Source organism: Spiroplasma endosymbiont of Panzeria rudis (assembly GCF_964019705.1).
In the GTDB taxonomy this organism is placed as follows: Bacteria; Bacillota_I; Bacilli_A; order Mycoplasmatales; family VBWQ01; genus Spiroplasma_E; species Spiroplasma_E ixodetis_A.
In genome coordinates, this window is sequence record NZ_OZ026460.1 from 136,294 (window position 1) to 148,342 (window position 12,049).

The 12,049-nt window shown below is 21.5% G+C and carries 20 protein-coding genes; 5 read left to right on the plus strand and 15 right to left on the minus strand.

All coding sequences use genetic code 4. The features are described from left to right. Positions 1-2 precede the first annotated feature (2 nt). Genes AACK89_RS00780 through AACK89_RS00790 form a run of 3 tightly spaced genes read left to right on the plus strand, consistent with a single transcriptional unit; the run spans position 3 to position 3,325 of the window. Positions 3-1,526, plus strand: a complete 1,524-nt coding sequence (locus tag AACK89_RS00780; RefSeq protein ID WP_174480419.1) for a hypothetical protein — start codon at positions 3-5, stop codon at positions 1,524-1,526. 1 nt (position 1,527) lies between these two features. Beyond that, positions 1,528-2,913 carry a hypothetical protein gene (locus tag AACK89_RS00785; RefSeq protein WP_338978633.1) on the plus strand — a complete coding sequence of 462 codons (1,386 nt, stop codon included), beginning with the start codon at positions 1,528-1,530 and terminating at the stop codon, positions 2,911-2,913. Then, complete coding sequence (locus tag AACK89_RS00790) at positions 2,825-3,325, plus strand: hypothetical protein (protein WP_338978635.1); 501 nt, start codon at positions 2,825-2,827, stop codon at positions 3,323-3,325. The genes AACK89_RS00785 and AACK89_RS00790 overlap by 89 nt, the downstream gene beginning before the upstream one ends. A 4-nt stretch (positions 3,326-3,329) precedes the next feature. Here AACK89_RS00790 and AACK89_RS00795 read toward each other — a convergent pair. After that, positions 3,330-4,429 (minus strand): IS3 family transposase gene (locus AACK89_RS00795; RefSeq protein ID WP_338977768.1). Its coding sequence is split into 2 segments (ribosomal slippage): positions 3,330-4,186 and positions 4,186-4,429, totalling 1,101 coding nucleotides; the frame shifts between segments, so codons are not numbered across the junction. A gap of 230 nt (positions 4,430-4,659) precedes the next feature. On the opposite strand from AACK89_RS00795, the gene AACK89_RS00800 reads away from it, so the two are divergent. Both AACK89_RS00800 and AACK89_RS00805 read left to right on the plus strand, forming a co-directional pair. Beyond that, positions 4,660-6,984: a hypothetical protein gene (locus AACK89_RS00800; RefSeq protein WP_338978637.1), complete on the plus strand. Its 2,325-nt coding sequence runs from the start codon at positions 4,660-4,662 to the stop codon at positions 6,982-6,984. Positions 6,985-7,033: 49 nt separating this feature from the next. Then, entirely contained in the window at positions 7,034-7,294 is a 261-nt protein-coding gene (locus AACK89_RS00805; protein WP_338978638.1) for a hypothetical protein, read from the plus strand. A gap of 147 nt (positions 7,295-7,441) precedes the next feature. Here AACK89_RS00805 and AACK89_RS00810 read toward each other — a convergent pair whose 3' ends face one another. The 14 genes from AACK89_RS00810 to AACK89_RS00875 form a co-directional block, all read right to left on the minus strand. Further along, the gene (locus AACK89_RS00810; protein WP_338978641.1) at positions 7,442-7,885 is read right to left on the minus strand and encodes a hypothetical protein; all 444 of its coding nucleotides are present in this window, start codon (positions 7,883-7,885) and stop codon (positions 7,442-7,444) included. A 129-nt stretch (positions 7,886-8,014) separates the two neighbouring features. Next, positions 8,015-8,185, minus strand: a complete 171-nt coding sequence (locus tag AACK89_RS00815; protein ID WP_338978643.1) for a hypothetical protein — start codon at positions 8,183-8,185, stop codon at positions 8,015-8,017. Beyond that, positions 8,185-8,349: a hypothetical protein gene (locus tag AACK89_RS00820; protein ID WP_338978645.1), complete on the minus strand. Its 165-nt coding sequence runs from the start codon at positions 8,347-8,349 to the stop codon at positions 8,185-8,187. Before AACK89_RS00820 ends, AACK89_RS00815 begins: the two co-directional genes overlap by 1 nt. A 131-nt stretch (positions 8,350-8,480) precedes the next feature. Next, a complete protein-coding gene (locus AACK89_RS00825) occupies positions 8,481-8,753 on the minus strand; it encodes a hypothetical protein (protein WP_338978648.1) in 273 nt (90 codons plus the stop codon). Positions 8,754-8,756: 3 nt separating this feature from the next. Then, positions 8,757-8,897, minus strand: a complete 141-nt coding sequence (locus tag AACK89_RS00830) for a hypothetical protein (RefSeq protein WP_338978652.1) — start codon at positions 8,895-8,897, stop codon at positions 8,757-8,759. A 5-nt stretch (positions 8,898-8,902) separates the two neighbouring features. After that, positions 8,903-9,085 (minus strand): hypothetical protein, encoded by a 183-nt coding sequence (locus AACK89_RS00835; RefSeq protein ID WP_338978655.1) that lies wholly within the window; start codon positions 9,083-9,085, stop codon positions 8,903-8,905. Beyond that, on the minus strand, positions 9,085-9,282 hold the full coding sequence (locus AACK89_RS00840; protein WP_338978656.1) for a hypothetical protein: 198 nt from the start codon (positions 9,280-9,282) through the stop codon (positions 9,085-9,087). The genes AACK89_RS00835 and AACK89_RS00840 overlap by 1 nt, the downstream gene beginning before the upstream one ends. Further along, the gene (locus AACK89_RS00845; RefSeq protein WP_338978657.1) at positions 9,282-9,800 is read right to left on the minus strand and encodes a hypothetical protein; all 519 of its coding nucleotides are present in this window, start codon (positions 9,798-9,800) and stop codon (positions 9,282-9,284) included. Before AACK89_RS00845 ends, AACK89_RS00840 begins: the two co-directional genes overlap by 1 nt. A 118-nt stretch (positions 9,801-9,918) precedes the next feature. After that, positions 9,919-10,647: an ERF family protein gene (locus AACK89_RS00850; protein WP_338978659.1), complete on the minus strand. Its 729-nt coding sequence runs from the start codon at positions 10,645-10,647 to the stop codon at positions 9,919-9,921. Position 10,648: 1 nt separating this feature from the next. Beyond that, complete coding sequence (locus AACK89_RS00855) at positions 10,649-11,305, minus strand: PD-(D/E)XK nuclease family protein (RefSeq protein ID WP_338978662.1); 657 nt, start codon at positions 11,303-11,305, stop codon at positions 10,649-10,651. Beyond that, the gene (locus AACK89_RS00860; protein ID WP_199188879.1) at positions 11,280-11,456 is read right to left on the minus strand and encodes a hypothetical protein; all 177 of its coding nucleotides are present in this window, start codon (positions 11,454-11,456) and stop codon (positions 11,280-11,282) included. The genes AACK89_RS00855 and AACK89_RS00860 overlap by 26 nt, the downstream gene beginning before the upstream one ends. 15 nt (positions 11,457-11,471) lie before the next feature. Beyond that, entirely contained in the window at positions 11,472-11,681 is a 210-nt protein-coding gene (locus AACK89_RS00865) for a hypothetical protein (protein WP_338978665.1), read from the minus strand. Positions 11,682-11,686: 5 nt separating this feature from the next. Beyond that, positions 11,687-11,875, minus strand: coding sequence for a hypothetical protein (locus tag AACK89_RS00870; RefSeq protein WP_338978668.1), 189 nt, complete (start codon positions 11,873-11,875; stop codon positions 11,687-11,689). Next, positions 11,859-12,017 (minus strand): hypothetical protein, encoded by a 159-nt coding sequence (locus tag AACK89_RS00875; RefSeq protein ID WP_338978670.1) that lies wholly within the window; start codon positions 12,015-12,017, stop codon positions 11,859-11,861. The genes AACK89_RS00870 and AACK89_RS00875 overlap by 17 nt, the downstream gene beginning before the upstream one ends. Positions 12,018-12,049: the final 32 nt, after the last annotated feature.

The following is a 12,049-nucleotide window of genomic DNA, read 5'->3' on the forward strand; positions in this document are numbered from 1 at the left end:
TTATGAATAAAGAATTTACATTTATATATGAAATAGTTTATTGATTATTAGGTAAATCTGATTTTACACATGATGAATATAATTTTAGTGGTTCTAGATATAGTGGAAAAACATTTACTGTTGCAATGATATTACCAGTATTATTTGCAGTAGCAATTAAATTAAATAAAAAAGTTGCTATTTATGGTTTTAGAAAACTTAATAAAGATATTAATGATATGGTTAAAGAAATATATGAAGCATTTATATCTGCTGGATTTCAAGATTATAAAGATTTTACTTTAAAATATCCAAATAAACAAGCAGATTTTCGTTTTAAAGGTAGTAAATCATTTATTAGAGTTATGGGTGTGTATAGTAATAGTAATGATAGAATACCATTAAAAGGCCTTTCTCGTAGTGAAATAAAAGGATTTGATTTATCAATAGAATGAGAAGAAGAAGCAAATGAATTTACACAACAAGAATTTCAAGCAATTACATTTGCTATTGGTAATGCTAAAAAAAGAATTAAAATAACAACTTGTAATCCAGATAATATATATCAATATCATATTAATTATATGAATGAACGTGTACCTTATAATTTAGAAATAATGAAAGTAAAAAATGAACAAATAAAATCTATTATTGATAATAATAAATTTAAATTATTTCATTATAGTAATTGAAAATTAAATAAACATAATTTATCACAAGATATAATTAATGATTTAGAAGAATTAAAAGTATTAGACTCTATAAAAGCACAAAGTTGATATTATGGAGTTCCTAGTGTTTTACAAGGTGCTATATTTGCAAGATATTTAGATAAAGTAAATACTAAATTAGATTTTCAAGTACAAAGATTAAGTGGTGGTTTAGATATAGGTATGGCAACAAGTAGTAGTGGTCATCCTACTGCTGCTTCATTATGATTTATTGGTGAAAATTATAATGGAAGAAGAGCGCATAAAGTAAGTGAATTTTATCATAGTAATGCTAATATTAATGGTCAACCAGCAATGTATTTTAAAAATACTTATGAATTAGCAAATAGTATTATTGATTATTATTTAATTGAAGCACAAAAATATTTTGCTATGTTTAAAGGTTTTACTTGTTATGTTGATTATGGTAATGGTGGACAAGCATTTATTGATGTTTTAAATGTAGAAAAAAATAAAAGAAATATGAATTGATTAAATTTTGAACCAGTAGATAAATCAGTAATGTATTTAAAAGATAGAATTGATTTTACTACTACTGGATTAATTAAAAATATATTAAGTTATGATTGAAATAATTGTCCAGAAACTAAAAGACAATATAGTTTAATTCAATGATTATCTAAATCTAAAATAGATAATGCTAATAATGAACCACAAATGTTAGATTTACATGATGATACTTGAGATAGTGATTGTTATGCATTAATGAATGATATGAAATGATTAATTGAACAAATAAATAATGAATTATTAATTAATAAAACTAAATTTGAATTTGGTAAACAATATAGTTTTATTAATAATAAGGAGTGATAATATGAATTATAATCCAACAGAATATTTTAGTATACATGAAGATATTTGAGAATTAGATATACCTAGAATTATTGCAAATAAAAGTACAATGTTATGATTAGGTAAAGGTTTATTATTTAAAAGTGAAAATAAAGAATTATTAAATTTTTTAAATAAATTAAAAGATAAAGATAAATGAAATGAAAAATTATATCAATTTGGTATTCAAAATTCATTATTAGGTAAATGTTTTTTAATATGAATGTTAACTAAAAATGGTGAATTAAGTTTAACTTTACCAAGTCCAAGTTTTATGTCACGTGTTGCTAAATTTAATGAACAAGAACAATCAGCAGAATTATTTTTTATGAATGAACAAAGTGATAATGGTAGTTTAACATGAGTAACAATAGAAAATTCAAAAGTAAAAGTTGAAATATTTAATGGTAATAGAGAAATTTTATTAGGTAGTACAAAATCAAAAATTAAACCAGAAAGTCAATTAAAAGAAAAATATGAATTAAAAAATCCATTTGGTTATTTACCAATTGTTGAAATTACAAATTTACCACAAATTCATTTTTATGGTAATAGTACACAAATGAATGCATATCCAGATTGTGCACCAGTATGAAATTTAATATGAGATTTACAACATATTATTAAACAAAAAAGAAAAGAAAGAATATTAAATTTAACTAGATTTTATGGAATTATTGATAATGAAAAATTTAAAGCTTTAAATTTAAGTGATGATTTTCAATCAATTATTAAAGATGCATTTTTAAATATTACTACTGCAAATTATGTAAAAGGTGGTAATGGTGGAGTTGATATTGTACAAGGTAATCCAAAATTTGGTGAATATTGACTTGATTATAATGGTACAGCAAAACAAATATTTAATGGTGCTGGTTATGATTATGATGAATTTAATGGTATTAATTATGAAAATAAAACTAAAACATTAATGAATAATAAATTTGATATGCAAACAACAGAAGTTAAAATAACACATTATACAACTTATTTATATAGAATGTTTGATATGTTAGTAACTTTTTCTAAAGATGAAAATGGAAAAGTATATTGAAATGGTATTGGTGAAAGACCTTATAGTTTTGAATTTATACCAATTGCTATGGTTGACCAATTAGTACAAGATGAATTAATTAATAGTAGATTAAATAATGGAACAATGTCAATAGTTGAAGCAATTAGTTTATATGAAAATATTGATACATTAATGGCAAAACAAAAATTAGAACATATTATTAATGAAAATAAATTTTTAAATAAAAATTTAGGAGATAATACAAATGATAATGAACAACGCAGTAAGAATTCAATTAATGAAACAAGCACATCTAGCATTAAAGCAAACTCAACAATTAATAAAGAGATGTAGTTATTGAAAAATATTTCCATTTGTTATAAATAATGGAGCAATTCCTTTAACTGAAACTGGTTATAAACCAATTAATAGTAAAATAAGTGATTTTGGACAATATGAATTAATATTAACTGGTACTACTCCAGTTGTATGTATTTGAAAAAATAGTACAAAAATATATCAAAAAAATAAAGGTAAAATTAATGAAGAAACACATAAAGTTAATGGTCAAGATGAATTTTATACAAAACAATATAAAATTGGAGATTATTGAAATGCTTATTTAATTGATGATACAAGTGGTGTTGATTTTAGTAATTTACCAAATAATCAAATATTTAAAACAGTACAAACAAAAAGACAATATACTTTAGTAATGTTTGAAGAACATGGAATGGCAACCCTTTTTAGGACTATTTTTTGGTAGACATTTATTTTTGATAATTAACTGGAGTTAAGTAGTTTAAAGTGCTGTGAATTCTTATGTTGTTATATCAGTTGATGTAATCAAATAATTCTAATTTTAATTGGATTAATGATGTAAAATTTTTATCATTAATAAATTCAATTTTGAAAGTTTTAAAAGTTGCTTCAGCAACAGCGTTATCATAAGGACAACCTTTTTTGCTTAAAGAGCGATTAATATTGAATGCTAGTAAAAGTTTATCAATAATTTTATTATTAAATTCATTACCGCGATCACTATGAAATATTTGAATATCTTTTAAACAACGATTTGAGTGCATAAATGCTTGATGTACTAATGATGCATCTTTTTTAGTACCTACACTATGTCCAATAATTTCGCGGTTAAATAGGTCAATTAATAGGCAAATATAGTTTCATTTACCATTAACTTGAACATAAGTTAAATCACTAACAATAACTTCATTTTTAAGCCTATTATTAAAGTTTCTATTAACGATATTGGTTATTTGACTATCGTTGACTTTATTATGATGATTTTTGAATGATAATTTAGTGTATTTTGATATTAAATTATGTTTATTCATAATTTCTTTAATTTTTCTGCGTGACAAATAAATATTCTTTTCTTTTAGAACAACTTTTAATCTTCTTGTTCCATAAACTTCTTTATTTTCTTTAAAAGCACTAATAACAGCTTCATCATAAATATTATTTTGTTTTTTTTCTTTTTCCTTTAAATTAAAATAATATGTTGATTTAGAAAGTTTTAAAAAACGACACATTGTGCGAATTTTATATTTAACTTTATTTTTAGCAATAATTTCTATTTTCTGCCTATTATTAGTGCTGCTTGCTTTAAAATATCATTTTCCATTCGTAACTGTTTTAATTCTTTTCTTAATTTAATTAATTCATTTTCTTCAATAGAACGATTATCTTTAGTTTTAAAACTGCCTGAATTAGTAAATTGCTTAATTCAATTATAAGTAGCTGCTCTTGTAACATTGTACTCTTTAGCAAGACAAGACACTGACTTACCGCTTTGATATAAAGCTACTATTTGTTTTTTAAATTCATCGGTATATGAGTTAATATTGGCCATAATTATAGTTCCTTTCTTTTAACTAATTTGTTCACTTGTCTACGTAATTAGTGTCCAATAAAGTGTAACCTATCCAACATATTACAATTGATGATTATTTACAATTTTTTTGTGTATTTAATGATGAAAATGAAAATATTGGTGGTAATAGTGGTAAAAATCAAGATAGACAATTATTATATATTTCAAATGTAACAAATTATTATAGTCCTTATAATGGTGCATTTAGTATGCAAGTATTAACTTTTAGTAGTTTAAATGATAGAGTAATTAGTAGTGGTCAAAATACACTTGATTTTGTACAATATGCAAGCCCGGGTAGTGGTTATGCTTTCCCAACTATTCAACAAGGAAAAGTAACATTAAATCGTACTTTAATGCGTGATATTGGTGTACGTTATTCTCATAGACAAAGTTATGGATTAGAATTATTATCAAGTTGTTATTATTATGGAAGACCTATTATTCAAGGTCAAGAACCAATACAACAAAATAATGAAGAAATATTTGAAAGTAAAGTATTTGCTTCAAGAAGATTATTTATTGCTGGTAATAATGAAAAATCTACAACTAATATTAAAAATAATGGTGGTTTAATTGCTGGTATAAATGATAAAATAACAACAAGTAGTCATCCAGAAACTACATTTTATAATATTATGGATGCAAAACCAACTGGATTTACTAATTTTAAAAATTTTACAGAATGATTAAAAACTTCATTAAATTTTCAAGATAATTTATTTGTAACAAAAGATTTTAAAGGTATGCTTGCCTTTGATAAAGATAAAGCAAGATTAAGTAATGGTACATCAGTAGGAGAAGCAAAATTCTTTTGAGATAGTGAATGAAATATAAATAATTTAACTGGTAATTATAATGTTGATATGTCAAGTAATTTTAAATATAAAGACCCAGAAAGTGGATTAATTATAGGAAGTCCAACTGTTGATTATTCAAAAATATCACAAAAATATATGTCAGCAATATTAAATTTTAATAGTGTAGTATTTTCACCATTAATACAAATGCCTTATGATAGTCAACAATGATTACCATTTGCTTTAAGTGATATTCCTTTAATTGGTAAATTATTAAATGCTTTAACATTAGGTATATGAAGTAGTTGAGTTATTACTCAAAATGCTCAACAATATAAAAAAATGTTATATTTTAATGGTTTTATGAGTGCATTTTTTACAAGTAATTTAGAAAGTATTATTGGTAATGGTGGTTTAATTCCTTTAAATGCATTTACAAATGATAATGATTTTACTATTGGTAAATTATTAGGAGCAAATGTTTCAACAACTGCTATGACAATGAAATTAAGTGATAGAGTTAGTGTTTATCCATGAGACCCTACTACTGGTCAGAAATTAACTACAAAAGAACAAATAAGTACAGTTGATTTATCACAAAAGAAAAATAATAAAGTTTATATTTTAGCTGAAGATACTGAGTTTTTAGATATAGCAAGTCCTTTTACAAATGAAGATAAAAATTGTCAATGAAATCCAACAGGAAATGGAGTTATTGATGGTTCAAATTATGCTTATATTATTGATACAATTGTAACTCAATCATTACATCAAGGAGAAGAAAGACATACATTTTATAGTGATAATCCTTTTACTTATCAAGGTGATTATAATGAAATATCAGTTGCTCAATTTCGTTATAATAATATGGGTTATTTAACTGGTAATGCTTTTAATTGAACGACTTTGTATAAATTAAATCATGATGAATATGAAGAAAGTGAGGAAACTACATTTAGTTATCCAGCAAAAATATTACCACCAAGTCCACAAAATATTGCTAAAACCATAATTATTAATCCAGATAATTTTAATGTAATTAATAAAGGAACCGATATACCTTTAATTGGTTTTGATAGTTCGCATAATCCTTATGATAATACTAATGATTGATTTAATAATAACAAAATTAAAACTAATGATTTTGTATTAAATATAACATCAAAATTAGACCCTACATTATTGATTTATAGTTTTAATGATTTTAAGAGATATTATAAGTCCATAACTATTTATTATGAATATAATTTTGAAACAATTGAAAATAAACATAATGAACAAGGTATAAATTTTAACACAACAGAAAGTTTTAATCCGGCAAAAACAGAAAATACAAGTAAAACTATTGATTTAAAAGATTTAATATTTTCAAATCTACAAAATAAAAATGTTAAAGATTGAAAATTAGTTCCTAATGTTCAACCTTATTCTGCTTTTGGATATGCTTATAATTCCACAGTATTATCTAATTATAATCTTACTGGATATACATTTACATTAACTGAAAGTTATTATGGTATAAAAGAAGAATTTACTACGGATAGTGCATGTGGTATTAATATATTAGATGTAAGTAAAAATAATATATTAATTTGAAAATTTAATATTTACATAAATCTCGGAAAAATAGAATCAATTTATGGAGATGCAATTGGTGAAAAAATTGGATATGGTAAAAGATATATTTCAAATGTAACTTTAAAAATTACAAAATTAATATTTAACAATAGATAATTTAATATTCTTTGTTATAATTTTAATATTAATTTACAAAGGAGTTAAAATGGATTTACCTAGTACAATTGCTTTACTAATTGCTATAATGTTGCCAATAATAACTGCATTTATTTATTTTGGATTAAAATTATGTTTTAAAAATAACACTTATGGTATTTTATTGCTTTTTGTTGCATTAAATGTTTTTGGATTAATTTTTGGTTGTTGTATTATTTCTAATTTAAGATATAAAGAAAAAAAAACATTATATGATAAATTAAATAATTATTTAGATAAACAAGAAAAAGATAAAACCCCACAATCTTAAATATTAATGTATAATATGAAAATACTTACCTAAGGGGTTAGAAAAGGTAAGTTGTATATATCAATTTATTTCATTTATATTTAAACTTAGGTTGGCACCTAATTAAAAAGTTACCTTAATTGGTAACTTTTTTTTAATATTAAATCTTTACAACCAAGTTGATTTATTTTTATTTGAATTTAGTTTTAATTTTTCCATTTCTTTAATTTGTTCTTCGATTTCTTTTTTAAATTTTCTATCTTCTTCTTTTTTTTGTAATTCCATTCTTTGTTGTTCTCTTCTTTCTCGTTCTTTTTGTTCACGTTCTCATGCTTTTTCATGAGCTTTTTGTTCTTCTACTTTTCTTCGTTCACGGTCTCTTCGTTCACGTTCTTCTTTGGCTCTTGCTTCTTTTTCTCTTCGTTCACGGTCTCTTCGTTCGCGTTCTTCCTTGGCTCTTGCTTCTTTTTCGGCTCTTTTTAGATTTTCTTTTATTTTTTCTTCTTCTTTTTTTCTTTCTTGTTGAAAATCATTATATCTCTTCATATCTTCTTTTTTTTGTTCTTTAGCTTTATCATTAAATTTTTTATATTTTTCATCTTTTTTTCACATAATTTAATCACCTTTCTTTTTTTTCTTTTTTTAAAAAAAACTCATTTACTTTAAAATAAAGTAATGAGTTATAAACTTATATTAAGTTTATATTTTTTATATCATAAATATTTACTAAATATGTATAATTTAATTAGTTATTTTTTCATAAATTAAATATCCAATACCAATAATTCCTAAAATTAAACCAATTACTCCAAATATTATTAAACTAGCAACTATTTCATATCATATTGGTACATTCATTAATTCTCATCTACTTAAATAAAATCAATGTGTAAATCAATATCAAAATGTCATTATTTATGTTTTTCCTTATGTTGCTTTGTTATTTGATTTAAAGTTTGACTTAAATTTATATAATTATTTATAATTTTACTTAATACTTCTTGTTCATTAGTATCTAATTTATTACTTATTTCATTAGTAAATTCTATAATTTTTTCTTCAATTTCTTTAGTCATTATTTACTCCTTATTTTTTTTTTATATCATCATCTAATAATTAATTCACCTAAAATATTACCTATAATGGAACTAATAATAGTATTTACTATAAATATAATTCAATCATATCAAAACATTATTATTTACTCCTAATTATAATTTAATCTTTCTTCTTTTGTTTTTGGAAAATGATTATATGCACACATTTCTTGATTATCTAATTTAATAAATACTCTAATTTCATTTGGATATTGTTTATATGATAAAACTTTTCAATCTGCTAATTCATAACCTAATAAAGTACGGTCATCATCTAATTCACTACTTCCACCATTTCATGAAAAATATATTTCTGTATTTCTTGTATATATTTTAAAAACATTATATTTATCACTATATTTTAAAAAGTCTCATAAATTCATTATTTACTCCTTATTTAATTCTTTTTTTATTTTTAATCTTCATCTTCTACGATTTTCTTTATTAACACCTGCTCTTTTTGGATTACCATCTTCATTTTTACAACATCAATTTTTTGGCTTAAAAAACTTATGATTTTCTATCATACTTTTTACTCCTTATTTTTTATTTCTTTTACTTTATTTTTAAATTGTTTTTTATGAAAATAACACATATTAAAAAATTGAACAGCACTATCTTCAATATTTCCAATTTTTAAAGTAACTAATACTTTACTATTACAATCTTTAACAATACATTTAAGTAATACTTTTTCTTGTTTTTGCTTTTGCATTAATCAAATACTCCATTCTTTATTAATTGTAAAATTACATTAGTTTGTTCTATTGAACCTTTTATATGACTTTCATTATAAAGTTTAGTTTGTAATCTTTTATTATCCATTTCAATACATAAATTTAAATAATCAATTAATTTTTGTTTATATTCGTTTTTATATTCATTAATAATATCTTCAGTAGTAATTTCCATTATTTTTTCTCCTTATTTAAATAATATCAACCAATTAATAAACTATCTGCTTCATCATGATTCGTAATATTAAAATCTCATTCATTTTCTGAAATAATAATTTGTGCCATTGCTAATGATGTTTCTTTTGTTCATTTTTCATTTTTAATATCTCAATATGCTCCAAAAGGTCTATTTTTATATCATTTCTTTCATTCACTTGGACTTATTAACATATTTTTTGTTAATAATTTATTAAATTGTCCAGCAATAAAACCACGTAAATGTTCTTGTGTTTCATAACCAATACCATTTTTTGAATGAAAAGTACCACGTTCAATAATTAAATCTAATTCATTATCATTAACTTTTATATCTCAATAAAATTTTCTTTGTCCATCATATTTTTTTAAATTATAACTTTTAACAAATATTGGTTTTCATCTTATTATAAAATTATCACTTATATTTTCTTTTTCTCATAAAGTAAATCCAGTATTTTTAATACTTGGGTCAATTGAAAGTAAATAATTAGTCATAATTATTTCTCCTTAATTTAAACTTAGTCTTTTTAATATTTTCATTAATTGTTTATCTTTTTTTGCTACTTTAATTCCATGTTCAACTAATTTTTCATTATATTTAAATTGTTTTCTTTTATTCATTTTTAAATACTACTTTATCTAATTTATTTATATTTTGTTCTAAATTTTGAAAATTATTATTTAATAAATTACCATTTTGATAATTATTTTGATTATTTTTAAATATTTCATCTAAAAAAGATTTACCTTTTAAAATTATTAATTCTTTAAGTTTAAAATTATTATTATTTTGCATTTCTTTTTGTATTAAATTTTTAATAAAATTATTATTTTGCATTATATTTTGTAAATATAATAATTGTTTACCACTTGGTTCTCAATTATTATTTATATTTTGATTTTGTAAATTATGGTCACTATCCAATTCATCTTCACTTATTAAAAGTAAATTCATTAAAAAATATCTTAAACCATAAGTTTCAGCACTACCTTTTGCTTTTGCAATATCACTATTTTTTCCAGCAACAAAACAATTAAATAAAATACTATCTTCTAAATTATTACTAATTAATTTATATTCTTTTAAATATGAAACTTGTTTTTCTTTAATTAATTGACCTTGTTTATTATATGTTTCAATTTCACTAAAATTAAATGTATCTTTGATATCGCCATGAATAAACGTAACTTCATATTTTTTTAATAATTCTTTAAATTCAGTTAAAATATCACTTAATAATCAATATTTATATTTTCCATAATCATTAATCCCATTTTTAGATATTGCTTTAATTTCTGTTTGTATTTTATTTAATTTTTGATATATATTTAAATTTGTCATTTTATTTCAATTCCTTTCATGTTCAAATTGCTTTTTGTCATTCAATTAATAATTCATTTGTTATTTCAACTTTAATTAATTCAATGTCATTTTCTTTAACTCAACATATAAAATGAGTATTTGATAATTCATAATTATTATTTTTTAATAATCAATAATATGCTATTATTTGTAATTTTGATTTTTCTAATAATTCTTTAGTAAAAACTTTATAAGTTTTAAAATCTACTATTATATTTAAATTATTTTCTTTATAAATTAAATCTGGTGTTCCAGCAACAATATCATAATTAAATATTTTTTCACTAATATATTCATTATTATTAATAAATTTAATAGGTAAATAATCTAATAATGTATAACAATAATTTAAATAATTTTGTGAAAATAAATCTTTAATATAATTTTTAATTTGATTACTAATATTTTTAATATTTATATTTTTAAAATATAATTCTGCTACTTTATGAACTGCATTACCACGAATTTTTGCATTATAAATATTAAAACAATATTTACATTTATTACATTTACAATATGAATTACCTAAATAATAATCAAGTATTTTACTTACTGATATTAATTCTTTATTTTTAATAAAATATTGATGTGTTTCTTTTTTAAGAATTAAATTATTTTTTTGATTGTTTAATTGCATTTTTTATTAAATCCCTTACAAAATCATTCATAGTTATATTTCTTTCATAACAATATGTTTTTAATTCATAATGGTCATTTTTAGTAAGACGAATTTTTAAATTTTTAATTAATAATTTATCTTCATGTTTTTTAAGTGCTGCTGCTACCATATTTATTTATCTCCTTTAACCTTTAAAAATTCTTTTATAATCAATAATTGCTTGTTCTAATTGATTTACATTTTTATAATTAAAATAATCACAACTAATGTTTAAATCTCCATCATTGTCAATTCTAACGTCTAAACTACTTTCATATTTGTCATTAAATTCTTCTTGTAATTTTTCAAATTTTTCTATTAATTTCATTGCATTATGTAATTCTAATTGATTCATTATTTTTACACTCCTTTAAAATTTTCTAATTGTAATTCATTAATATAATATTCATATAAAGAATCTCAATTATTTGATGTTAAATACATATCTTCTTCAATAATGTCATTTATACATTTATTACAATAATAACTATTATCAATTTCACTAATTCATATATATTTTTCATTATGAGTATTACACTTCATAATCATCACTCATTAATTTATAAAAGCAGTTATTACAAGTTCTATTTGCAAATGATGAATTTTTATTACATATATCACATGAACCAAATATTTTTTCAATTTCTTCATATTTTAAATATATTCTTTTATCTTCTTTTAAATTCAACATAAATTAATTCTCTCTTTCTATAATTTTTAATA